Source organism: Rubrivivax gelatinosus IL144, assembly GCF_000284255.1.
In the GTDB taxonomy this organism is placed as follows: domain Bacteria; phylum Pseudomonadota; class Gammaproteobacteria; order Burkholderiales; family Burkholderiaceae_C; genus Rubrivivax; species Rubrivivax gelatinosus_A.
In genome coordinates, this window is the sequence record NC_017075.1 from 3,938,235 (window position 1) to 3,960,949 (window position 22,715).

Sequence of the window (22,715 nt, forward strand, 5' to 3'; positions counted from 1 at the left end):
GAGCGCCGCGCAAATCAGCGGAAACGGGATTCGGGCACGGTGCGCACGTCGCCCGGCAGCGACGCGACGTAGTCGGCGATCGTCTGCAGCTCGGCCACCGTGAACGGCTTGACCTGGGCGCTCATGATCGGGTTGGCGCGGCCGATCTGCGGATGGCGCTCGGTGCCGTAGGCACGCAGCGCGGCCAGCAGGTAGTCGCGGTGCTGGCCGGCGAGCTTGGGATAGGCCGGCGCGATCGGGCGGTTGAAGTCGGCGCCGTGGCAGGAACTGCAGGCACCGCGCTCGAGCAGCGGCGCCACCGCGGCCGGTGCCGCAGCGGCCGTGGCCGCCGCAGCCGCCGGAGCCAGACCGGCGTAGAACGCCGCGAGGTCGGCGATGTCGCGGTCGTTCAGCGAAGCGGCCACGGCGCGCATCGTCGGATGCTTGCGCTCGCCCTTGCGGTAGGCCGTCAGCGCGGCGACGAGGTAGTCGGGGTTCTGGCCGGCGATCTTCGGCACCTTGTGCACCAGCGGAAAGCTGGCCTGGTAGCCGGGGATGTTGTGGCAGCCCATGCACATCGCGGCCTTGGCCCGGCCGGCCGACGCGTCCTGCGCCTGCACCGCAGACGCCATGCCGGCGAGCGCCAGCAGCACGGTCGCAGCCTTGATCATGATCAAGCCTCGTGGTGTGATGGCGCAGTATAGGCGCCGCGTATACTGGCCCGTTCCCCCCTCCAATTCCCTCGCGGACACGATGAAATTCCAGGGTTCGGACCAGTACGTCGCGACGCAGGACCTGATGCTCGCCGTCAACGCCGCCGTGACGCTGCAGCGGCCGCTGCTGGTCAAGGGCGAGCCCGGCACCGGCAAGACGATGCTCGCCGAGGAGGTGGCCCGCGCGCTGGGCCTGCCGCTGCTGCAGTGGCACGTGAAGAGCACGACCAAGGCGCAGCAGGGCCTGTACGAGTACGACGCCGTCAGCCGGCTGCGCGACAGCCAGCTCGCCGGCGAGGAAGAGTCGGCGCGCGTGCGCGACATCCGCAACTACATCGTCAAGGGCGTGCTCTGGCAGGCCTTCACCTCGGAGACGCCGGTGGCGCTGTTGATCGACGAGATCGACAAGGCCGACATCGAGTTCCCGAACGACCTGCTGCGCGAACTCGACCGCATGGAGTTCCACGTCTACGAGACGCGCGAGCTGGTGCGCGCGAAGCACCGGCCGCTGGTCTTCATCACCTCGAACAACGAGAAGGAGCTGCCCGACGCCTTCCTGCGCCGCTGCTTCTTCCACTACATCAAGTTCCCGGACGCCGAGACGATGAAGCGCATCGTCGAGGTGCACTTCCCCGACCTCAAGCGCGAGCTGCTGGCCGCGGCGCTGAAGACCTTCTACGACGTGCGCAACCTGCCCGGCCTGAAGAAGAAGCCGTCGACCAGCGAGCTGCTGGACTGGCTGAAGCTGCTCGTCGCCGAGGACATCCCGCCCGAGGCGCTGCACAGCCGCGACGAACAGGTGGCCGTGCCGCCGCTCGTCGGCGCGCTGCTGAAGAACGAGCAGGACGTCTCGCTGTTCGAGAAGCTGGTCTTCATGCAGCGCCACAACCGCTGAGCCCGACGCCCCCGATGAGCTGGCCCGATCCCGTCACGCTGCGCGGCCGGCTCGCCGCGCTCGTCCCGCTGCAGCCCGAACACGCCCCGGCCCTGGCCGACGCCGCCCGCGACGGCGAACTCTGGAAGCTCTGGTACACCGCGGTGCCCGCGCCCGAGCGCATGGCCGCCGAGATCGAGCGCCGCCTGGGCCTGCAGGCCTCCGGCAGCATGCTGCCCTTCGCCGTCTTCGACGCCGCCGGCCGCGCCGTCGGCATGACGAGCTACATGCACGTCGACGCCGTGAACCGCCGTGTCGAGATCGGCAGCACCTGGACCGCGCGCTCGGCGCAGCGCACCGGGCTCAACACCGAGTGCAAGAAGATGCTGCTCACGCACGCGTTCGAGCGCCTGGACTGCATCGCCGTCGAGTTCCGCACCCACCGCCTGAACACGCAGAGCCGGCGCGCCATCGAACGCCTGGGCGCCCAGCTCGACGGCATCCTGCGTGCGCACCAGCGCAGCGCCGACGGTTCGCTGCGCGACACCGCGGTCTACAGCATCACGGCGGCCGAATGGCCGACGATCCGCACCCACCTCGAATGGCTGCTCGCCAAACCCCGATGAAGACCAAGCCGATCACCGTCGACGATCTCTGGAAGCTCGAGCGCATCGGCGCGCCCAGCCTCTCGCCCGACGGCGCGCAGGCCGTCGCCACGGTCACGCGCTACTCGATGGAGGACAACAAGTCCGCCAGCTCGCTGTGGCTGTTCTCGACGCTGGGCGGCGCCGCGCGGGCGCTCACCGCCTGCGGCGAGAAGGACGGCCAGCCGCAGTGGAGCCCCAAGGGCGAGCTGGTCGCCTTCGTCGCCAAGCGCGAGCAGCAGGGCCAGAAGGACGAGACGGCGCAGCTCTACGTCATCGCGCCCGACGGAGGCGAAGCGCGCCGCGCGGCGACGGTGACCACCGGCGTCGAGGCCTTCCGCTGGTGCCCCGACGGCCGCCGGCTGCTGTTCGTCTCCTGGGTCTGGCCGGATGCCAAGGGCACCAAGGAGCAGGCCAAGCGCGCCAAGGCCTTCAAGGAACGCAAGGAGACCGGCTACGCCACCGGCGAAGCCCAGTACCGCTTCTGGGACCACCATCTGCCGCAGGACCGCGTGCCGCACCTGCACCTGCTGGAGCTGGGCCGTGACGCTGGCGACGCCAAGCTGCGCGACCTGTTCGAAGGCACGCCTTACGAACTGCGCCGCCACGACCCGGACGCCGACTGCTTCGACGTCTCGCCGGACGGCAAGCGCGTGGTCTTCGCCTTCGACCCGGCGCCCGAGAAGCGCATCGACAACCGCTTCGCGCTGGCCGAGATCGAGCTGAAGACCGGCCGCGTCAGCGTCATCGTGCAGGACGCCGACTGGGACTGCTCGGCGCCGCGCTACAGCCCCGAGGGCGACCGCGTCGCCTTCATCGCCAGCCACCAGGGCCGCAAGCACACGATGCCCGGCCAGGTCGCCGTCTGGTACCGCGACGAAGCGCGCTGGGAGGTGCTGTCCGAGGCCTGGGACCACGACGTGCAGGCGCCGCTGGCCTGGGAGGAAGACGGCCAGGCGCTCTTGCTGCGCGCCGAGCAGCGCGGCCGCCAGCACCTGTGGCGCTTCGACCTGCCCGACCGCCGCGCCGAGGTCGTCGTCGAAGGCGGCACGGTGCAGGCCTTCGACAAGGCCGCCGGCACGCTGGTGACGCTGGCCGACAGCGCCACCCACCCGGCGCGGCTGCAGGCCTGCCTGCCGGGCGAGGCGCCGCGGCGCATCGAGACGATCAACGACGCGCTGCTGGCACGCCTGCAGAGCGGCCGCGTCGAGGAGGTCTGGATCAAGGGCGCCGCCAGCGTCGAGGGCGGCGAGCCCGACGACGTGCAGATGTGGCTGGTCTACCCGCCGGGCTTCGACCCGAAGAAGAAGACGCCGATCCTGCACCTGATCCACGGCGGCCCGCACACCGCCTTCGGCGACGCCTGGCACTACCGCTGGAACACCCAGGTCTTCGCCGCCCAGGGCTATGTCGTCGCCTGCGTCAACTACCACGGCTCGTCGAGCTTCGGCACCGCCTTCCTCGACAGCATCACCCACCGCTGGGGCCAGCTCGAGACGATCGACGTCGAGGCCGCCACCGACTGGCTGCTGAAGAAGCCCTGGGCCGACAAGCGCCGCGTCTTCGCCTCGGGCGGCAGCTACGGCGGCTTCATGGTCGCCTGGATGAACGGCCACGTGCCGGCCGGGCGTTACGCCGCCTACGTCTGCCACGCCGGCTGCTTCGACTGGACGGCGATGTTCGCCGACGATGCCTACAGCTGGCACGCCAAGGAGCTGGGCGCCTGGTACTGGGACGACATGGCGCGCGTGCACGCGCAGAGCCCGCACGCCGCCGCCGGCGCGATGACGACGCCGACGCTGGTGATCCACGGCGCACTCGACTACCGCGTGCCCGACGCCCAGGGCCTGGCCTACTACAACACGCTGAAGGCCCGCGGCGTCGACGCCCGGCTGCTCTGGTACCCCGACGAGAACCACTGGGTGCTCAAGCCGCGCAACTCGAAGCAGTGGTACGGCGAGTTCTTCGGCTGGCTGGCTCGCCACGATCCGGGCCCGGCCAAGACGCGCAAGCGCTGAGCGTTTCGTCACGCCGGCCGCGCGCGCCGGCGCGACAATCCGGGCACTGGCCGCCTCCCGCCGATGCTGATCGACTTCTTCTACACGCTGCGCGCCGCCAAGCTGCCGGTCTCGGTAAAGGAGTTCCTCACCCTGCTGGAGGCGCTCCAGGCCGGCGTCGTCGACGGCTCGGTCGACGACTTCTATTACCTCGCCCGCGCGACGCTGGTGAAGGACGAGGCGCACTACGACAAGTTCGACCGCGCTTTCGGCGCCTACTTCAAGGGCGTCGAGCTGCTGACCGACTTCACGCGCGAGGTGCCGCTGGACTGGCTGCGCAAGACGCTGGAGCTGGAGCTGACACCCGAGCAGAAGGCGGCCATCGAGAAGCTGGGCTGGGACGAGCTGATGGAGACGCTGAAGAAGCGTTTCGAGGAGCAGAACGAGCGCCACGAAGGCGGCAGCAGGTGGATCGGCACCGGCGGCACCAGCCCGTTCGGCGCCTGGGGCCACAACCCGCAGGGCGTGCGCATCGGCCAGGACAAGGGGCGCAACCGCAACGCGGTCAAGGTCTGGGACCAGCGCGCCTACCAGGACTACGACGACGCCCGCGAGCTCGGCACGCGCACGATCAAGGTCGCGCTGCGCCGGCTGCGGCGCTTCGCGCGCGAAGGCGCGGCCGAGGAGCTGGACCTGGACGCGACGATCCACGGCACCGCCGCCAACGCCGGGCTGCTGGACATCCGCATGGTCCCCGAGCGCCACAACCGCGTGAAGGTGCTGCTGCTGATGGATGTCGGCGGCACGATGGACGAACACGTTCATCGCGTGGAGGAGCTGTTCAGCGCCGCCAAGAGCGAGTTCAAGCACCTCGAGTTCTATTACTTCCACAACTGCGTCTACGACTTCGTCTGGAAGAACAACCGGCGCCGCTATTCAGAAAAGACGCCCACTTGGGACCTGATCCGCACCTACAACAAGGACTACAAGCTGGTCTTCGTCGGCGACGCGACGATGAGCCCGTACGAGATCCTGCAGCCCGGCGGCAGCGTCGAATACAACAACGAGGAACCCGGCGCCGAATGGCTGCGCCGGCTGACCGAAGCCTTCCCCCGGTTCGCGTGGATCAACCCCGAGCCGCAGGGCGTCTGGGCCTATCGTCAGAGCATCTCGATCGTGCAGCAGCTGATGAACCAGCGCATGTTCCCGCTGACCCTCTCCGGACTCGAAGGCGCGATGCGGCTGCTGAGCAAATGAAGCGTGTGCTGACGGGCCTCGTCGCGGCACTGGCCGCGGGGGCCGCCCTGGCGGCTGGCGAACCCGAAGCGGCGCCGCCCCCCGACGCTGCGGCATCGGCCGCCGAAGCGCCGGCCGCGCCGCCGGCCAGCGTCGAGGTCGACGCGCCTGCAGCGCTGAAGGCGCTGCTCGAGCAGCACCTGGACATCGCGCGCGTGGCGACGCTGGCGCCGGGCAGCACGCTGGACGACAGCGAATGGGCGCGCCTGATCGACGGCGCGCCGGCACAGGTGCGCGAGCTGCTGCAGACCGAGGGCTATTTCGACCCGACGGTGATCATGGTGCGCTCGGTCGGCAACGTCGGCGAACGCCACGTGCGGCTGGAGCTGCAACCCGGCCCGCGCACCCGCGTCGAGCGCGTGACGATCGAGGTCGAAGGGGCGCTGGGCAGCGCCGCCGAGGCCGGCGACAAACAGGCCCGCGACACGGTGGCCGACCTGCGCCGCGCCTGGGCGCTGCCGGCCGGCGAGGCCTTCCGCAACCCCGACTGGACGGCCGCCAAGGCCGCGGCGCTGGCGCGGCTGCGTGCCGCCGGTTATGCCGGCGCCAGCTGGAAAGCCACCGCCGCCGAAGTCGAGACCGCCGACCACGCCGCACGCCTGTTCCTGGTGGCCGACAGCGGGCCGCTGTTCCGCTTCGGCGAGCTGGTCGTCGACGGCCTCGTCGTGCACGAGCGCGAGACCGTCGAGCATCTGGCGGCCTTGCAGCCCGGCGCGCCGCTGACCGAGGCCGTGCTGCTGGACTACCAGGAACGGCTGCAGAAGGCCGGGCTCTTCGACAGCGCCGCCGTCACGCTGGACCCGGACGTCGCGCAGGCCGACCACGCCCGCGTGCTGGTGCACGTGAAGGAGGCGCCGCTGCAGGTCTACACCTTCGGCATCGGCGTCAGCGCCAACACCGGGCCGCGGGCCTCGCTGGAGCACGCCTACCGGCGCGTCTTCGGCTACCCGCTGACGGCCAGCAACACCTTCTCGCTGGCGCAGAAGAAGCAGACCTGGACCGGCGAAGTCAGCACCCACCCGGGCGAGAACCTGTATCGCGAGCTGGTCGGCGGCGCCGTCGACCGCGAGGAAGGCAAAGAGGACGTCGTGCTGTCGCAGCGGCTGCGCCTGGGCCGCACCAAGGACACGCAGCGCCTGGAGCGGCTTTACTTCGTCGAGGCCGAGCGTTCGGCGCGCTGGACGAACACCGGCGAGCACATCCACACCAACACGATCGCCTACTCGATCAACCACCACGGCGTCTGGCGCGAGCTCGACAGCGTCGTGCTGCCGACCGAAGGCTTCTCGGTGTCGCTGCAGACCGGCCTGGGCCATGCCCACGGCAGTGCCGGCGAGACCGGCCCGTTCTCGCGCCTGTACGGCCGCTTCACCGGCTATCTGCCGATCGGCAAGACCTGGTACGGCAGCGCGCGGGTGGAACTGGGCCAGGTCGTCAAACGCGACGCCGTCGCGGTGCCGGATTCGCAGCTCTTCCGTGCCGGCGGCGACGACTCGGTGCGCGGTTACGCCTATCGCAGCCTGACGCCGACGGTCAACGGCGCCGAGTCGGGCGGCACCTCGCTGTTCACCACCAGCCTGGAGCTGGCCCGGCCGCTCTCGGCGTCCATGCCCTCGGTCTGGGGCGCGGTCTTCGTCGACGCCGGGCGCGCGGCCAACGGCTTCACGAGCCTGAACCCGGCGATCGGCACCGGCATCGGCGTGCGCTGGCGCAGCCCGGTGGGGCCGCTGAAGGTGGACCTGGCGTGGGGCGAGGAGACGCGGTCCGTTCGTTTGCACTTCAGTGTCGGGATCGCGTATTGATGCCCCCAAGCTCGCTATCGCTCGCTACCCCCCGAGGGGGCCGTCCGCCAGCGGACCGGCAAAGCCGGTCCGCGGCGGGAAGCTTGATCGCGTGGTGCTTGCTCGTTTGCACGGGCTCGCTGACCGCCACCTTTGCGCCGGGTTCACGGGATGACTGAGCAGGGTCGGGAGACGCCGCAGGAAGCGCCGGTGCCCGTGCGGCGGCGGCGCTGGTGGCCTTGGCTGATCGCGGTGCCGGTGGTGCTGGCGGCCGGGGCGGTGGGCGGTGTCTGGGGGCTGCTGCACAGCGACGCGGGCACGCGCTGGCTGGGCACGCGGCTGCCGTTCGTCACGGCGGAGGGCACGCGCGGGGCGCTGTTCGACGAGGTGTTCGAGGCCGACAAGGTCGTCGTGCGCTGGGACCAGGGGCGGCAGTCGGTGACGGTGACCGGGTTCCGCGGCGAAGGGCTGCGCTGGTCGTGGCGGCCGCATGCACGCGCCTGGTTCGGCATCGACGCGACCAAGGCCGTGGCGCGCGAGGTCATCGTCGACACCGGGCCGCCCAGCGGCCACGGCGCGCACCTGCCCTCGGGCATCGGCATCCCGCTGCAGATCCGCGCCGAGCGCGCCGAACTCGAGACGCTGGACGTCGACGGCTTCCAGCTGCACCGGCTGCGCGCCCGGGCCTGGGTCGGCGAGCCCAACCTGCTGTACCGCGTCGAAGACGCCGAACTCGACTGGGGCAAAGCCCGCCTGGCCGGCCACGCGCAGCTCGGCTTCGACGTCCCGTTCGCGCTCGGCGGCCAAGCCGAGGCGCGGCCGATCGACGCCGACACGCCGCTGGACGCGACGATCCGCGCCAGCGGCACGCTGGATCGCATCGTGCTGGCCGGCACGCTGCGTGGCACGCCGCAGCCGGGCAAGGCGACGCCGTCGGCCGAGGTGTCGACGACGCTGCTGCCCTTCGCGCCCTGGGTGCTGGCGCAGCTGGACGCGAAGACCACGGCGCTGGACCTCGGCGCCTTCGTTGCCGGCGCGCCCGAAACGCGGCTCAGCGGCCACGCCAAGCTGGACGCGCCGCCGGCCGGCGAGCGCCCGATGCTGGCCGACGTCGCGCTGGACAACGCCCTGCCCGGCCGCTGGGATGCCGGTCGGCTGCCGCTGTCGCGCATCGAAGCCGACCTGCAGGGGTCGAGCAAGAGCCGGCGCCAGGTCGACATCCGCCGCCTGGCGCTGCAGTTCGCCGGCGACGGCCGCCCGGCCGGACGCTGGAGCGCCCACGGCCGCTGGGACGGCCCGGCGCTGACGCTGGAGTCGGCGCTGGACGCCGTGACGCCGCAGCGCCTGGACCGCCGCGCGCCGGCGATGACGCTGTCCGGCCCGGTGACGCTGGAGCTCGGCGGCCTGCCGTCGCCGGACGACTGGACCGGCCCGCGCCCGGCGTCTTCCGCTGCGCTGCGCGCGACGCTGGACGGACGTGTCGAGGGCGCCGCCCAGGCGGTGCACCTGCGCCTGGACGGCCGCGCCGCGCCCGACCAAGTCGAGCTGAAGGAGTTCGACGCCAGCGCCGGCGCCGCCGTCGCCCGGCTGACGCTGGACGCGCGACGCGGCGACGCCGGCTGGCAGCTCGCCACGCGCGGCACCCTGGCCGGGTTCGACCCGCTGCCCTGGTGGCCGGGTGAACCCGGTTCGGCCTGGCGCCAGGGCCCGCACCGCGTCAGCGGCGGCTGGGAGCTCGACCTGGCGCTGCCGCCCGAACCGCGCAGCCTGCCGCTGCCGGCGCTGCTGCAGCGCACCGCCGGCCACGGCACGCTGAAAGTCGACGACTCGATGCTGGCCGGCGTGCCGCTGACGCTGGACCTGGCGCTCGAACAATCGGGCGGCCGTGGCGGCAGCAGCCGCGTGCGCCTGGAAGCCGCCGCCGCCGGCAACAAGCTCGTCGCCAGCGGCCAGGGCCGGCCGTCGGCCAACGGCGCCGACGACCGCTGGACGCTGAACCTGGACGCCGGCACGCTGGCCGCGCTGGCGCCGCTGGTGCGCCTGCTGCCCGACGGCGCCGGCTGGGCGCCGCAAGGCGGCAGCGCGCGGGGCGAGCTGAGCGCCAGCGGGCGCTGGCCCGACCTGCAGACCCAGGGCCATCTGGAGCTGCGCCAGTTCGGCTCGCGTGAACTCGAGGTCGCCGCCGCCAGCGCCGACTGGCGGCTGTCCACCGGCGGGCTGGCGCAGCAGCCGCTGGAGCTGCAGGCCGACGTCTCCGGGCTGCGCTGGGGACGCCAGAGCGCGCGCCAGCTGCGCGCCGAGCTGCACGGCACCTGGCAGGAACACCATCTGCTGGTCGCCGGCGCCTTGCCGCTGGCGCCGCCACCGCTGCTGGAGCGCTGGTTCGGCCTGCGCTCGATGTCCGGCACGCGTGCCCAGTTGCAGGCCACCGGCGCCTGGACCGCCGCCCCTGGCGGCGGCGGGCGCTGGGCCGGGCGCATCGAACGCCTGGGCATCGGCGCCTGGGACGGCGGCGCCATCGCGCCGCCGGGCAGCGACTGGCGCACAGACTGGGTCGACGCCCGCGATCTCGGCGCCGAGTTGCAGTTCGGCCGCGGCGGCACGCTCGAACGCCTGCAGGCCGCACCCGGGCGCATCCGCTTCGCCCGCGCCGTCGACCTGCGCTGGGACGCCGTGCAGGCCGACTGGGCCGGCAGCGCCGCGCCGCGTTTCGCGCTGCGCATGGACGTCGACCCGGTGGCCGTGGCACCGCTGCTCGAACGCGTGCAGCCGACGATGGGCTGGGGCGGCGACCTGCGCGCCGGCGCGCACGTCGACATCCGCGCCGGCGACCGCTTCGACGCCGAGGTCGTCGTCGAGCGCCACGACGGCGACCTCGACATCACCGACGAGAACACGACCCAGTCGCTGGGGCTGAGCGCGGCGCGCCTGGCGCTGTCGGCGCACGACGGCCAGTGGCGCTTCAGCCAGGCGCTGGCCGGCAGCAACATCGGCCGCATGGCGGCCTCGCTGGGCGTGCGCACCAGCAGCGCCAGCCGCTGGCCCGAGCCCGAGGCGCCGCTGGACGGCACGCTGGAGCTGGAAGTCGCCAACCTCGGCGTCTGGGCGGCCTGGGTGCCGCCGGGCTGGAGGCTGTCGGGGCGGCTGCACACCAACGCCGCGATCGGCGGCAAGTTCGGCGCGCCCGAGTACACCGGCATGATCGAAGGCCGCGACCTCGGCGTGCGCAACCTGCTGCAGGGCGTCAACGTCGGCCCGGGCACGGTGGCGATCCGCCTCGAAGGCACCGACGCACGCATCGAGACCTTGCGCTTCAAGGGCGGCGACGGCCAGCTCGAACTGAGCGGCGGCGCGACCTTCGGCGCCACGCCCAACGCCCAGCTCAAGGCCGTCGCCGAACGCTTCCGCGTGCTCGGCCGCATCGACCGCCAGCTCGTCGCCAGCGGCAACGCCACGCTGGCGCTGGACGCGCAGAAGTTCGCGCTGAACGGCCGCGTCGTGGTCGACGAAGGCCTGTTCGACGCGACCCGCGCCGACGCGCCCTCGCTGGACGCCGACGTCACGGTGCGCCGCCCCGGCGAGGCGCCGCCGCCCGAGGACGACGCCGCCGTGCCGCACGCCCGGCGCGACGTCGACATCGCGCTGGACGTCGACCTCGGCCACAAGCTGCGCGTGCGCGGGCGCGGCCTGGACACCGAGCTGCGCGGCCAGCTGCGGCTGACGACGCCGGGCGGCAAACCCGCCGTCAACGGCAGCGTCAGCACCGAGAACGGCACCTACGCCGCCTACGCCCAGAAGCTGGAGATCGACCGCGGCATCCTGGCCTTCACCGGTGCGATGGACAACCCGCGGCTGGACATCCTGGCGCTGCGGCCGAACATCGACGTGCAGGTCGGCGTGCTGATCAGCGGCACGGCGCAGAGCCCGCGTGCGCGGCTGTATTCCGAGACCGAGATGACCGACACCGACCGGCTGTCCTGGCTGGTGCTGGGCCGCGCCTCCGACGGCCTGGGCCGCGCCGACGCCGCGCTGCTGCAGCGTGCCGCCGTCGCGCTGATGGCCGGCGAAGGCGAGGCGCCGACCGACACGCTGATGCGCAACCTCGGCATCGACGAACTGAGCGTGCACCAGAGCGAAACGACCAGCGCCACCACCGGCGCCGAAGTGCGCGACACCGTCATCTCGCTGGGCAAGCAGCTCTCGCGGCGCTGGTACGTCGGCTACGAACGCGGCGTCAACGCCACCACCGGCACCTGGCAGCTCGTCTACCGCATCGCCCAGCGCTTCACGCTGCGGGCGCAGAGCGGCGCCGACAACGCGCTCGACCTGATCTGGGTCTGGCGTCTGGACGACGAACAGCTGCCCGGCACCCGGCCGCTGATCGGCGCCGGCCGCCGCCTCGGCCAGGCCACCGGGCTGGTGCCGTCGGCCGCCTCCGCACCGTCGTCGCCCGCGGCCTCCGCGCCGCGCTGAACCCGGCGGCCGGCGATGGCAGAATCGCCCCCGCCGCGCCGCCGTAGTTCAATGGATAGAACGGGGACCTCCTAAGTCTCAGATGCAGGTTCGATTCCTGCCGGGGGCGCCAGCCGATGGCGGTGCACGCCGTCGAACAGCTCGGCCCGCCAGCTGGCATCGATCCACGACAGCTCGATGCGCGCCTTGTCCGGCAGCCGCCACCAGTAGATCCACTGGCCACGATCGCAGTCGATGCTGTCGGTGGGCCGGCCGATCGCGTGCTCGATGCGCTCCAGCGTCCAGCCGTCCAGCGGCTGGGTCTCGAAGAAGTGGCGCAGCAGGTCAGGCGGCGCACGCGGCGGCATGTGGTCGACGATGACGCCCTGGGCGTCGCACTCCAGGTACATCGGGTCTTCGGGCGCGTCCCAGGTGTAGCGTGTTCGGCCCGACGACCCGCCCGATATCGATGCCGCGCGCCGCAGCGGCTCCGGCAGGTCGACGTAGCGCAGCCCGCGGTAGTAGCCGTTGGCTTCCATCAGCTGGCGGCGCGTGCGCCGCGCCGGCCGCTCGATCCGGTCGGAGATCCCGACGACACACGCACCGATGGCCAGGACGCCGAGGGCCAGTCCGGCCAACATCATTACCGCGGCCAGGATGTAGGCGATCAGCGTCGCCAGGGAGATCAGGCAGCTCATCGCCTCGATTGGCGCGCGGCGACGCGGGCGCCGCCATCGCTCCGGCGGCCGCCCCCGCTTTCAGGGGACGACATCCCCCGGCGGGCCGGGACAGCGCGGCTCGGCCAGTGGAGCCGCCCGGCACCCGCCCCACAATCCGGCCCCGGGGAGGAAGACGACGATGCGATACGGGATCACGGCCTTCGTGGCGTTGCTGGCCGGCGCCGCATCGGCCCAGACCGTCTACCGCTGCGAAGGCCCGGGCGGCCAGGCGGTGTTCCAGCAGCAGCCCTGCGCCAACGGCGGCCGCGCCGTCGACGCCAGGCCGGCGAACTCGCCGATGTCGAGCGACCCCGACGTCGCGCGCCGCCTGGCGCGCGAGCGCGAGGGCACGATGACCGAGGACGAGATGTTCCAGCGCTACGGCCAGCCGGCGCTGACCAACACCGACCGCTTCGGCAACAGCGTCTCGCGCCAGCACATTTACCGTTATGCCGACGGCAGCTCGCGCTACATCTACACGCGCGACGGCATCGTCGTCGGCATGCAGGAGCGCCCGGCCGAAGCGCCGGGCCCCGGCAGGGCAGTCGGCCCCGGCTCCGGCTCCGAGCCCTGCTACAGCGAGCAGCAGATCCGCGCCGAACGGGTGTCGGCGAGCTCGATCACCTTGAGCGAGCGCCAGCGCCAGGAGCGCGAACGCCGCATCAGCGAGATGGAACGCTGCCGGCGCTGAGACGCGCCGTCGGCCCCGTGAGACCACGATCCGGCGAGCGGCCTACGGCCCCGAAATGCCGCACGAAGCGCCGCCCGCCGGCGTCTTCGAAGACCAGCGAGACCGGGATGACGTCGCCGTCGCGCACCTGCCAGCGCAGGCCGACGAGGCGCAGCGCGGCGCCACCGGGTTGCAGCCGCGTCGTGCGCCCGGCGGCCAGCCTCAGCACGCCGCCCGGGGCGGCGACCTGCACCTCGGCAGCCCAGGGCGAGCGCGCGCCGACCAGGCGCAGCGGCTCGTCGGCGGTGATCGCCACGTAAGCCTCGGTCGCCGTTTCCGCCGGGCCGCTGCTGCGCGCCCAGCCGTCAACGAGCCGCACGACGGGCGGCTCGGCGGCGGACGCGGCCGTGACCATCACCAGGGCGGCCGTCGCGGCCAGGGTCTTCAGGGTCGTCATCGTCGGCCCGATGCTGCGCAGGCGCCGGCGGGCGCGCTTGATGCGCCGCAGCCGGGGCCGGGCGCTTCAGCCGGCCTTAAGCCGAGACCGGGAAAGCCCTGCCCGCCTCGCCGCCGCCGTGTCGTCCTTTGGACAGACGCCGCCGCCCGCGCGCCGCAGACTGCGGCCCGATGTCCTCCTCCCGCTGCCTCGTCGTCGGCGCCGGCCCCGCCGGGCTGGCCACCACGCTCGGCCTGCTCGACGCCGGCCATGCCGTCACGCTGCTCGAACGCGCCGCCGCGCCCGGCGGCCTGGGGCTGCACGCCTTCGGCGGCATGGCGCTCTGCGGCACGCCGCTGCAGCGCCGCGCCGGCATCCCCGACAGCCCGGCGGTGGCGCTGGCCGACTGGCTGTCCTTCGCCGGTTTCGGGCCCGAGGACGAATGGCCGCGGCGCTGGGCCGAGCACTATGTCGAACGCTGCGTGCCCGAGGTCTACGAGGCGCTGCGCGCACGCCGCCTGCGTTTCATCCCGGCGGTGCAGTGGGTCGAACGCGGCTGGACGACGCCCGGCAACAGCCTGCCGCGTTACCACGTGCTCTGGGGCACCGCGCGCCACCTCGTGAACAGCCAGCTCGTGGCACTGCGCGCACACCGCCACGCGGCGCGGCTGGACTGGCGGCTGCAGCACCGCGTCGACGACTTCGAACACGCCGACGGCCGCATCAGCGGCGTGCGCGGCGTCGACGAGACCAACGGCCGCGAGTTCAGCCTGGCCGCCGACGCGGTCATCGTCGCCGCCGGCGGCCTGACCGGCGACCTGGCGCGCGTGCGTTCGTTGTGGTCGGCGGGCCCGGCGCCGGCCGAGCTGCTGAACGGCTCGCACCCGCACGCCGACGGCCGGCTGCACGACGCCGCCGCGCGCCACGGCGCGCGCCTCACGCACCTGGACCGCATGTGGCACTACGCCGCCGGCGTCGCCCACCCGAACCCGCAGTTCGACGGCCACGGGCTGAGCCTGATCCCGACCCGCTCGGCGCTGTGGCTGGGCCCGGACGGCCGGCGCATCGGCCCCGAGCCTTTCGTCACCGGCTACGACACCGCGGCGATGGTCGAACGCGTCGCGCGCGAAGCCTGGCCCTGGACCTGGCAGCTGCTGAACCGCCGCATCGCCGACAAGGAGCTCGCTGCCTCGGGCGCCGAGCACAACCCGCAGATCCGCGAGCGCCGCGTGCTCGGCTTCGCGCGCCAGCTGCTGCGTGGCCAGCCCGAGCTGGTCGACGAGCTGCTCGCCCGCTGCCCCGACGTCGTGCAAGGCGCGACGCTGGGCGAACTGGCGCAGCGCATGAATGCGCTGACCGGCGACGAGCGCATCGACGCCGCGACGCTGCAGGCCCAGATCGCGCCTTACGACGCCCAGATCGCACGCGGCCCGGCACTGCACGACGACGACCAGCTGCGCCGCATCGAACACCTGCGGCGCTGGCGCGGCGACCGCGTGCGCACCTGCCGCTACCAGCGCATCCTCGACCCCGCCGCCGGGCCGCTGATCGCCATCCGCTGCCGGCTGCTGACACGCAAGTCGATGGGCGGGCTGCAGACCGATCTGGCCAGCCGGGTGCTGGACACCAGAGGCACGCCGATCGCCGGGCTGTACGCGGTCGGCGAGGCCGCGGGTTTCGGCGGCGGCAACGCCAGCGGGCGCAAGTCGCTCGAAGGCACCTTCCTGCCCGGCTGCCTGCTGACCGCCAACGCCGCCGTGCGCCACCTCGGCGCCTGACCCCAGGAGAGCACGATGAAAAAGACCGCCGCCGAACTGGTGCGCCACGCGCTGGAGCAGCTGGGCGTGCGCCACACCTTCGGCATCCCCGGCGTGCACAACACCGAGACCTACGACGCGCTCGCGGGCTCGGCCATCGTCACGCCGATCCGCGTCACGCACGAAGGCAACGCCGCCTTCATGGCCGACGCGGTGAGCCGCACCAACGACCACGTCGGCGCGCTGCTGATCGTGCCGGCCGCCGGCACCGCGCTGGCGATGGCCGGCATCGGCGAGGCGTATCTGGACGGCATTCCGATGCTGGTGATCTCCGGCGGCACGCACGGCGGCCACGGTTTCCGCTACCAGCTGCACGAGCTGGACCAACTCGCCTGGGTGAAGCCGGTGACCAAGGGCGCCTGGCGCATCACGCGCCACCGCGACGTCGTGCCGACGCTGTACGAAGCCTGGCGCACCGCGACCCGTGGCGAGCCCGGCCCGGTCTTCGTCGAGATCCCGGTCGACCTGCAGATGCTGCCCGGCGAGGTCGACGAACTGCCGGCCTTCGTGCCCGACGCACCGCCGGCCGCACCCGACGACGCGCTGATCGAACGCGCCGCGCGCGCGCTGCTGGCCGCCGAACGCCCCGGGCTCTTCGTCGGCTGGGGCGCGGTCGATGCGGGTGACGCGGTGGCGCGCATAGCCGAGGCGCTGGGCGCGCCGGTGGCGACGACGCTGCAAGGGCTGAGCGCCTTCCCCGGCACGCACCGGCTGCACGCCGGCATGGGCATCGGCCCGGCGGCGGTGCCGGCGGCCGAGCAGGCGTTTGCCGACTGCGACGTGCTGCTGGCCGTCGGCACCCGTTTCGGCGAGATCGCCACCGGCAGCTACGGCCTGCGCGCGACCTGGAAGCTCGTGCACGTCGACATCAACCCGGAAGTCTTCGGCGCCAACTACCCGGCCGAGATCACGATCGAAGGCGACGCGCGCCAGGTGCTGCCGGCGCTGGCGGCGAAGATCGCCGCGCTGGGCGCCGAGGGTGCGGCCACGCGTGCGGCACGCGCCGAGGCCATGGCCAGCCGCATCGCCGCCGCCAAGCAGGCCTACCGCGCCGAATGGCTGGCGCACGACGGCGGCGGGCGCGTCAACCCGCAGCGCTTCTTCGACGCCTTGCGCGCCACGCTGCCCGACGACGGCTTCGTCGTCACCGACGACGGCAACCACACCTTCCTGACCGCCGAACTCTTCCAGAGCCGGCGCGCGCGCCACCTCGTCACGCCGACCGACTTCAACTGCATGGGCTACGGCGTGCCGGCGGCGGTGGCGATCCAGCTGACGCACCCGCGCCAGCCGGTGGTCGCCGTCGTCGGCGACGGCGCCTTGCTGATGACCGGCATCGAGCTCAGCACCGCCGCCGAACACGGCCTGGGCGTCGTCGTCTGCGTCTTCAACGACGGCGAGCTGTCGCAGATCTCGCAGGCCCAGCAACTGCCCTACAACCGCAAGGCCTGCACCGTGCTGCCCGAGATCCGCATCGAAGGCATCGCGATGGCCGCGGGCGCCGCCTACCTGCGCATGGACTCCGACGCCGACATCGAGCGTGTGCTGCAGGCCGCGCGCGAGCAGGCTGCCGCCGGCCGGCCGGTGGTCGTCGACGTGCACGTCGACTACTCGAAGCAGACCCGATTCACGCGCGGCATCGTCAAGACCAACCTAGCGCGCATGAGTGTCGGCAACAAGCTGCGCCTGGTGGCGCGTGCCGCCTGGCGGCGCGTCGTCGCGCCGGCCTGATCAGCGCACCGCGAGCATACGCCCGGGGTCGACGATCTCGATCGTCGCGCGGCCGCGGCGGATGGCGCCGGCCGCTTCCAGCTCCTTCAGCGCCTGGTTCACCGTCTGACGCGACAGCGCCAGCATCTGGCCCAGCTGCTCCTGCGAGACCTCGAGCACACGCTTGCTGCGTCCTTCCCAGGCACCGTAGCCGCCGGCCATCGCCGCCAGCCGGCGCGCCAGCCGCGGCGTCGGCGGCAACAGCGCCAGTTCCTCGACGGCGGCGAAGGTCAGCCGCAGCTTGTTCGTCAGCAGCCGGCCGAAGCTCTGCCAGTGCTGCGGGCGCGCGGCCAGCAGCCGCGCGAGATCGGCCTGGGCGACGCGCAGCAGCAGGCAGTCGCTCTCGGCCCAGGCGTCGTGGGTGCGCGGCGCGCCGTCGAACAGTGCGATCTCGCCGAACCACTGCGGCGGCTCCAGCATCGCCAGCAGCGACTCGCGTGCGCCCTCGCCCACCGCGCCGATGCGCACGACGCCGCGCACCACCGCGTACAGCCCGTCGGGCGCGTCGCCGCGTGCGAACAGCCGCGTGCCGGCGTCCAGCACCAGCACCCGGGCGTGCGCCAAAAGGTGGTCGGCCAGGTCGTCGGGCAGCGCGGCGAACCAGGCCCCGGCGCGCAGCGTCGGCGCCCAGTCGGCGGCGGTGGTGGGCTCGGACATGGTCGGCGCACGGTACACGAGGCGGCACGCGGCACCGGGCGCGTGGGCGACATCCGGGACAATCGCCGCACCGCCTCCGCCCCGAGCCCGATGTCCGACACCGCTGCCCCGCTGGGACTCGTCGCCGCCCTGAAACGCGAGCTGCGCGACCTGCTGGCCGCGATGCCCGACGCACGGCTGCGCACGATCGGCGGCCGCGAGTTCTGGCACGGCACGCTCGAAGGCCACGAGGTCGTCGCGGTGCAGTCGCGTGTCGGCAAGGTGGCCGCGGCGGCGACGACCGCGGCGCTGATCTCGCACTACCGCGTCGGCGCCGTCGTGCTGACCGGCATCGCCGGCGGGCTGGCGCCCGGTGTCGCGGTCGGCGACGTCGTCGTCTCGGCCGAGCTGCTGCAGCACGACCTGGACGGCTCGCCCTTCTTCCCGCGCTGGGAGGTGCCGCTGACCGGCGTCTCGCGTTTCCCGGCCGACGCGGTGCTCGCCGAACGCGCCGCCGCCGCCGCACGCGCCGCGCTGGCCGACCCGCTGGCGCTGTTCGGCGAGGCGCTGGTGCAGGAGTTCTCGCTGCACGCGCCGACGGTGCACACCGGGCTCATCGTCAGCGGCGACCGTTTCGTGCGCACCCGCGAAGACCGCGACACGCTCTGCGCCGCCTTGCCCGACGCGCTGGCCGTCGAGATGGAAGGCGCGGCCGTCGCCCAGGTCTGCCACGAATGGGGCCTGCCCTTCGTCGCGATCCGCGCGATCTCCGACCGCGCCGACGAGGCCGCGCACGGCGACTTCTCGCGCTTTCTGTCCGCCGTCTGCGCGCACTACGGCGCGGCGGTGGTGAGGCGGCTGCTGGCCGAGATGCCCCGGACGCTCAGGGCGCCAGCCTAGACGGCGAGACCCGCCCGAACAGCAGCACGTCTTCGTAGACGCCGCCGATCTCGAGGTGGCGCACCATGCAGCCTTCGGGCCGCAGGCCGGCTTTCTGCATCACGCGCGCCGAAGCCGGGTTGCGCGCCAGGCAGCGGCCGGCGATACGCGTCAGCCCCAGTTCGTTCTCGGCGAAATCGAGCAGCGCACGCGTCGCTTCGGTGGCGAGGCCCTGGCCCCAGTAATCGTGGCCGATCCAGTAGCCGACCTCGGCGTGCGCATGCGCGGCGCTGACGTTGAGCAGCGCGATCGCGCCGACCAGCGCGGCGTCGCGCCGGCGTTCGATCGCGTAGGTGATCTCGCGGCCGGCCAGCCAGCCGACCGGATGCGTCGCGATCCAGGCCTCGGCGGCGCCGTCGGGATAGGGGTGCGGGATCGCCAGCGTCGTCTCGGCGACGCGGCGGTCGCCGGCCAGGCGCTGCACCTCGGGCGCGTCGGCGGCGACGAAAGGCCGCAGCCGCAGCTGGCGGGCCTCGATGACGGGCTGGGGCGGCATCGGCAGGTTCATCGCGGGGCTCCCGGTTCGGCGTCGAGCGCATGGCCGATCTCGCGCACCAGCGTGTCGACCATCGCCTTCGTGACGGTCAGCGGCGGCATGAAACGCAGGCTGGCGCCGCGCTGGCCGACGACCTGGCCGCGCTCGAACAGCCGGCGCGCGACGCGCTGCGCCAGCGCCTCGTCGGCCAGTTGCAGCGCCAGCATCAGGCCGCGGCCGCGCACCTCCAGCACCTGCTGCGGCCGGTGCTGCCGCAGCGCGGCCAGCCGGGCGGCAAAGTGTTCGCCGACGGCCGCTCCACGCGCCACCCAGTCGCCGGCTTCCAGCGCCTCGATCACCGCATTGGCCGCGGCGCAGCCGCCGGGGTCGTTCTGGTGCGACTGGGCATAACGCAGCGGTTGCGCGTCGAGCGCCGCCGCCACCTCGGCGTCGACCGTCAGCGCGCTGACCGGGTAGCCGTTGCCCAGCGCCTTGCCGCAGGCCACGAGCTGCGGCAGCAGGCCGTAGTGCTGGTAGCCGAACCAGCGCCCGGTGCGGCCGAAACCGGTCGTCACCTCGTTGCAGACGAGCCGGGCGCCGGCGCGGCGTGCGGCCTCGACGGCGCGCGCGACGAAGTCCTCGTGCGGGAAACGCACCACCTCCAGCGACGCGCCGCCGACCTCCAGCACCAGTGCCGCCGCCTCGTGCCAGGGCACGGCGTCGACGGCGGCGAGGTCGTCGCAGCGCAGGTCGATGCGCTGGTCGTTGTCGGCCGCCAGGCGGCCGTAGCCGAAGGCCGACAGATAGCTGCTGTCCAGGCGCACGAAGCGCCGCCGGCCCGACAGCTGCATCGCGATCTGCAGCCCCAGGTTGACGGCCTCCGAGCCCGAAGACAGGAAGACGCTGCGCGCTCCCGGCAGGCCGTGCAGCCGCGCCAGCTGCGCGGCCAGCGTCTCGGCCTCGGCGCTGCGGAAGGCGTAGCCCTGGTGCATCACCGTCGTCAGCGAACGCCGGATCGCCCGGTTCACCGCCGGATGCGCATGGCCCAGGTTGGCGGCCCAGACGCCGGACTCGAAATCGACGTAACGCCGCCCCTGCGCATCGACGAGGCGGCAGCCGCGGGCGCGCGCCAGCACCCGCTCGGGCTGGCCGTACAGCGGCAGGATGCCGTGGGCGTGGTCGGCGGGCTCGGAGATCATCGGGCTATTCTCCCGCCCGCACGAATGCCGAACTTGATGGATCCCAGCGCTCTCGCCCACGCCGCCGACCTGATCGACCAGGCCGACGCGGTGATCGTCGCCGCCGGCGCCGGCATCGGCGTCGATTCGGGCCTGCCCGACTTCCGCGGCGACGCCGGCTTCTGGACCGCCTACCCGGCGCTGGGCGCCGCCGGGCTGCACTTCACCGAGATCGCCTGCCCCGACAGCTTCGAGCGCGACCCGGCGCTGGCCTGGGGCTTCTACGGCCACCGGCTGGATCTGTACCGGCGCACCGTGCCGCACGCCGGCTTCGCGATCCTGGAACGCTGGATGGCGCGTGCCCCGGCCGGCGGCTTCGTCTTCACGAGCAACGTCGACGGCCAGTTCCAGCGCGCCGGCATCGCTGGCGAACGTGTCGCCGAATGCCACGGCTCGATCCACTGGCTGCAGTGCACGCGCCCTTGCAGCGACACGTTGTGGCCGGCCGACGATCTGGCCGTCGACGTCGACACCGCCGCCTGCCGCTGGCGCGGCGAGCTGCCGCGCTGCCCGCGCTGCGGCGCACTGGCGCGGCCCAACATCCTGATGTTCGGCGACGCGCAGTGGCTGGCGGCGCGCACCGAGGCCCATATCGGCACGCTGATGCAGTGGCTGAATAGCGTGCGCCGCCCGGTCGTCGTCGAGATCGGCGCCGGCACCGCGGTGCCCTCGGTGCGGCGCTTCGGCCAGCATCTGCTGCACGCCCACGACGCCCGGCTGCTGCGGCTGAACCCGCGAGAGCCCGCGGTGCCCAGCCCGCTGCACGTCGGCCTGGCCTGCGGCGCGCTCGAAGGGCTGGCGGCGATCCACGCCACGCTGGCCGCCGGCTGAGCATGGACTGGTTCAGCCGCCTGACCGGCTTCGCCGAGCCCGCCGCCGACGAGCTGCGACAGCGCCTGCACTGGCGCGACGGCCGGCTGCACGCGCCCGAAGCCGGCCGCAGCTGGGCCGTCGGCGAGCTGGAACTCGTCACGCTTGGCACGCTGCGTGAACGCGCCGAGGCCTTGCCGCCGGCGCCGCCACCCCGCTGCCGCGTCGTGCAGGGCGACGTGCGTGCACTGCACCGCGACCCGGCGCTGGCCGGCGCGCTGTTCCAGGTGGCGTCGCAGTTCAACCTGCTGGAGATGATCGGCCCGGACGTCACGCCCGACGAAGGCGTCACGCGCTACGAACACGACCGCACGCAAGGCCCGGCCTGCGCGATGGCCTGTGGCGCGGCGACCATCGTGCGCCACTACTTCGTGCCGGTCGACGGCCGCCCCGGCCAGACCGCCACGCGCCAGCTCGACACGCTGGCCGGCCTGGGCGAGGCGCTGGCGGCGGCCACCGGCCGGCCGCGCGAGTCGCTCTGGGCGATGCGCAACGGCTACGCGCTGCCCAGCGCCGACGGCCTGGCCGCGATCGACGCCCATCTGGCCGAACTGGACGAGCCCGGGCTCGACGCGCTGCGCACGCGGCTGGCGATCGGCGTGCACCGCGAGGTCGAGGTGACCGACGTCGCCGCGCCGCCGGGGCCGGTGGTGTCGCAGGCTTTCTGCTCGGCGCTGCCGGTCGCCTACTCGCGCCACCGCGGCGCGCGCTGGGCACGTTTCGCGACGCTGGTGCTCGAAGCGGCCTACGAGGCGACGCTCTGGGAGGCGCGCCTGGCCGCCGCCGCCGGCAAACCGCCGCTGGTGCTGCTGACGCAGCTGGGCGGCGGCGCCTTCGGCAACGACGAGGCCTGGATCACTGCGGCGATGCGCCGCGCCTTCGCCTCGCCCGCCGCAGCCGGGCTGGAGCTGCGCCTGGTCAGCTACGGACCGCCGTCGAAGGCGCTGCTGGATCTGGCGGACGAGGTCGGCTGAAGCTCAGCTGACGACCAGATCGAGTTCCTTGCCGATCGCCGAGAAGGCGCGCCCGATCGTGTCGATCTTGGTCGCGTGCGACAGGTCCAGCAGGCGCGTCACCTCCTGTGGGCGCACACCCATCGCACGCGCCAGCTCGGCGGGGCGCAGCTGCTGCCGGCACAGTTCGTTGAGCAGCGCCACCTTGGCCACCACCGACAAAGGCAGCGTGACCCCGTCTTCGCCCTCCTGCAGCGCGCTGGGCGGCGGCACCGGGCGCTGGTCCTCGAAGTAGAAGTCCATCGCGGTCAGCAAGGCATCGGCGGCCGCCTGCTGCGCTTCGGCCAGCGTGTCGCCTTGGGTGATCGCCTCCGGGATATCGCGAAAGGTGACGACGTAACCGCCGTCGGCGTCAGGGCTGAAGAGTGCGGGGTACTTCGACATGGGGGCCCCCAA

At 73.2% G+C, this 22,715-nt stretch carries 18 protein-coding genes and 1 tRNA gene; 13 read left to right on the forward strand and 6 right to left on the reverse strand.

Features of this window, described 5'->3' with window-relative positions:
- Positions 1-14: 14 nt before the first annotated feature.
- Positions 15-650, reverse strand: a complete 636-nt coding sequence (locus RGE_RS18025) for a c-type cytochrome (protein ID WP_014429884.1) — start codon at positions 648-650, stop codon at positions 15-17.
- An 82-nt stretch (positions 651-732) separates the two neighbouring features.
- Between RGE_RS18025 and RGE_RS18030 the strand changes: the two genes are divergently transcribed.
- The 8 genes from RGE_RS18030 to RGE_RS18070 all read left to right on the forward strand — a co-directional run bounded on the left by RGE_RS18030 (position 733) and on the right by RGE_RS18070 (position 13,146).
- On the forward strand, positions 733-1,587 hold the full coding sequence (locus RGE_RS18030; protein ID WP_014429885.1) for an AAA family ATPase: 855 nt from the start codon (positions 733-735) through the stop codon (positions 1,585-1,587).
- A 14-nt stretch (positions 1,588-1,601) separates the two neighbouring features.
- On the forward strand, positions 1,602-2,192 hold the full coding sequence (locus RGE_RS18035; protein ID WP_014429886.1) for a GNAT family N-acetyltransferase: 591 nt from the start codon (positions 1,602-1,604) through the stop codon (positions 2,190-2,192).
- Positions 2,189-4,228: a S9 family peptidase gene (locus RGE_RS18040; RefSeq protein ID WP_043784263.1), complete on the forward strand. Its 2,040-nt coding sequence runs from the start codon at positions 2,189-2,191 to the stop codon at positions 4,226-4,228. The genes RGE_RS18035 and RGE_RS18040 overlap by 4 nt, the downstream gene beginning before the upstream one ends.
- Before the next feature lie 63 nt (positions 4,229-4,291).
- Positions 4,292-5,464, forward strand: a complete 1,173-nt coding sequence (locus RGE_RS18045) for a vWA domain-containing protein (RefSeq protein WP_014429888.1) — start codon at positions 4,292-4,294, stop codon at positions 5,462-5,464.
- Entirely contained in the window at positions 5,461-7,305 is a 1,845-nt protein-coding gene (locus RGE_RS18050) for an autotransporter assembly complex protein TamA (RefSeq protein WP_014429889.1), read from the forward strand. Before RGE_RS18045 ends, RGE_RS18050 begins: the two co-directional genes overlap by 4 nt.
- Positions 7,306-7,455: 150 nt before the next feature.
- Positions 7,456-11,757, forward strand: a complete 4,302-nt coding sequence (locus RGE_RS18055) for a translocation/assembly module TamB domain-containing protein (RefSeq protein WP_014429891.1) — start codon at positions 7,456-7,458, stop codon at positions 11,755-11,757.
- Between the two features lie 37 nt (positions 11,758-11,794).
- Positions 11,795-11,869, forward strand: a tRNA-Arg gene (locus RGE_RS18060).
- A gap of 725 nt (positions 11,870-12,594) precedes the next feature.
- The gene (locus RGE_RS18070) at positions 12,595-13,146 is read left to right on the forward strand and encodes a DUF4124 domain-containing protein (protein ID WP_014429892.1); all 552 of its coding nucleotides are present in this window, start codon (positions 12,595-12,597) and stop codon (positions 13,144-13,146) included.
- Here the strand turns inward: RGE_RS18070 and RGE_RS18075 are convergent.
- A complete protein-coding gene (locus RGE_RS18075; RefSeq protein ID WP_014429893.1) occupies positions 13,118-13,582 on the reverse strand; it encodes a copper chaperone PCu(A)C in 465 nt (154 codons plus the stop codon). The genes RGE_RS18070 and RGE_RS18075 overlap by 29 nt on opposite strands.
- Before the next feature lie 170 nt (positions 13,583-13,752).
- Between RGE_RS18075 and RGE_RS18080 the strand changes: the two genes are divergently transcribed.
- Both RGE_RS18080 and RGE_RS18085 read left to right on the forward strand, forming a co-directional pair.
- Positions 13,753-15,339: an FAD-dependent oxidoreductase gene (locus tag RGE_RS18080; protein ID WP_014429894.1), complete on the forward strand. Its 1,587-nt coding sequence runs from the start codon at positions 13,753-13,755 to the stop codon at positions 15,337-15,339.
- Between the two features lie 15 nt (positions 15,340-15,354).
- Positions 15,355-17,109 carry a thiamine pyrophosphate-binding protein gene (locus tag RGE_RS18085; protein ID WP_014429895.1) on the forward strand — a complete coding sequence of 585 codons (1,755 nt, stop codon included), beginning with the start codon at positions 15,355-15,357 and terminating at the stop codon, positions 17,107-17,109.
- Here RGE_RS18085 and RGE_RS18090 read toward each other — a convergent pair whose 3' ends face one another.
- A complete protein-coding gene (locus RGE_RS18090) occupies positions 17,110-17,805 on the reverse strand; it encodes a Crp/Fnr family transcriptional regulator (protein ID WP_014429896.1) in 696 nt (231 codons plus the stop codon).
- A gap of 90 nt (positions 17,806-17,895) precedes the next feature.
- Between RGE_RS18090 and RGE_RS18095 the strand changes: the two genes are divergently transcribed.
- On the forward strand, positions 17,896-18,684 hold the full coding sequence (locus RGE_RS18095; RefSeq protein ID WP_014429897.1) for a 5'-methylthioadenosine/adenosylhomocysteine nucleosidase: 789 nt from the start codon (positions 17,896-17,898) through the stop codon (positions 18,682-18,684).
- Here RGE_RS18095 and RGE_RS18100 read toward each other — a convergent pair.
- Positions 18,668-19,231, reverse strand: coding sequence for a GNAT family N-acetyltransferase (locus RGE_RS18100; RefSeq protein WP_014429898.1), 564 nt, complete (start codon positions 19,229-19,231; stop codon positions 18,668-18,670). The two genes, RGE_RS18095 and RGE_RS18100, sit on opposite strands and share 17 nt — an antisense overlap.
- Entirely contained in the window at positions 19,228-20,397 is a 1,170-nt protein-coding gene (locus RGE_RS18105) for an aminotransferase class III-fold pyridoxal phosphate-dependent enzyme (protein WP_014429899.1), read from the reverse strand. The genes RGE_RS18100 and RGE_RS18105 overlap by 4 nt, the downstream gene beginning before the upstream one ends.
- Positions 20,398-20,433: 36 nt before the next feature.
- On the opposite strand from RGE_RS18105, the gene RGE_RS18110 reads away from it, so the two are divergent.
- Positions 20,434-21,267: an SIR2 family NAD-dependent protein deacylase gene (locus RGE_RS18110; RefSeq protein WP_014429900.1), complete on the forward strand. Its 834-nt coding sequence runs from the start codon at positions 20,434-20,436 to the stop codon at positions 21,265-21,267.
- Positions 21,268-21,269: 2 nt separating this feature from the next.
- Positions 21,270-22,280, forward strand: coding sequence for a hypothetical protein (locus tag RGE_RS18115; protein ID WP_014429901.1), 1,011 nt, complete (start codon positions 21,270-21,272; stop codon positions 22,278-22,280).
- A 3-nt stretch (positions 22,281-22,283) separates the two neighbouring features.
- Here the strand turns inward: RGE_RS18115 and RGE_RS18120 are convergent, their stop codons facing one another.
- Positions 22,284-22,703, reverse strand: coding sequence for a type II toxin-antitoxin system HicB family antitoxin (locus RGE_RS18120; protein WP_014429902.1), 420 nt, complete (start codon positions 22,701-22,703; stop codon positions 22,284-22,286).
- Positions 22,704-22,715: the final 12 nt, after the last annotated feature.

Bases quoted from the DNA above. Each gene is read 5' to 3' on its own strand.
- RGE_RS18025 (WP_014429884.1), bottom strand. From the start codon at position 650: ATGATCAAGGCTGCGACCGTGCTGCTGGCGCTCGCCGGCATGGCGTCT.
- RGE_RS18030 (WP_014429885.1), top strand. From the start codon at position 733: ATGAAATTCCAGGGTTCGGACCAGTACGTCGCGACGCAGGACCTGATG.
- RGE_RS18035 (WP_014429886.1), top strand. From the start codon at position 1,602: ATGAGCTGGCCCGATCCCGTCACGCTGCGCGGCCGGCTCGCCGCGCTC.
- RGE_RS18040 (WP_043784263.1), top strand. From the start codon at position 2,189: ATGAAGACCAAGCCGATCACCGTCGACGATCTCTGGAAGCTCGAGCGC.
- RGE_RS18045 (WP_014429888.1), top strand. From the start codon at position 4,292: ATGCTGATCGACTTCTTCTACACGCTGCGCGCCGCCAAGCTGCCGGTC.
- RGE_RS18050 (WP_014429889.1), top strand. From the start codon at position 5,461: ATGAAGCGTGTGCTGACGGGCCTCGTCGCGGCACTGGCCGCGGGGGCC.
- RGE_RS18055 (WP_014429891.1), top strand. From the start codon at position 7,456: ATGACTGAGCAGGGTCGGGAGACGCCGCAGGAAGCGCCGGTGCCCGTG.
- RGE_RS18070 (WP_014429892.1), top strand. From the start codon at position 12,595: ATGCGATACGGGATCACGGCCTTCGTGGCGTTGCTGGCCGGCGCCGCA.
- RGE_RS18075 (WP_014429893.1), bottom strand. From the start codon at position 13,582: ATGACGACCCTGAAGACCCTGGCCGCGACGGCCGCCCTGGTGATGGTC.
- RGE_RS18080 (WP_014429894.1), top strand. From the start codon at position 13,753: ATGTCCTCCTCCCGCTGCCTCGTCGTCGGCGCCGGCCCCGCCGGGCTG.
- RGE_RS18085 (WP_014429895.1), top strand. From the start codon at position 15,355: ATGAAAAAGACCGCCGCCGAACTGGTGCGCCACGCGCTGGAGCAGCTG.
- RGE_RS18090 (WP_014429896.1), bottom strand. From the start codon at position 17,805: ATGTCCGAGCCCACCACCGCCGCCGACTGGGCGCCGACGCTGCGCGCC.
- RGE_RS18095 (WP_014429897.1), top strand. From the start codon at position 17,896: ATGTCCGACACCGCTGCCCCGCTGGGACTCGTCGCCGCCCTGAAACGC.
- RGE_RS18100 (WP_014429898.1), bottom strand. From the start codon at position 19,231: ATGAACCTGCCGATGCCGCCCCAGCCCGTCATCGAGGCCCGCCAGCTG.
- RGE_RS18105 (WP_014429899.1), bottom strand. From the start codon at position 20,397: ATGATCTCCGAGCCCGCCGACCACGCCCACGGCATCCTGCCGCTGTAC.
- RGE_RS18110 (WP_014429900.1), top strand. From the start codon at position 20,434: ATGGATCCCAGCGCTCTCGCCCACGCCGCCGACCTGATCGACCAGGCC.
- RGE_RS18115 (WP_014429901.1), top strand. From the start codon at position 21,270: ATGGACTGGTTCAGCCGCCTGACCGGCTTCGCCGAGCCCGCCGCCGAC.
- RGE_RS18120 (WP_014429902.1), bottom strand. From the start codon at position 22,703: ATGTCGAAGTACCCCGCACTCTTCAGCCCTGACGCCGACGGCGGTTAC.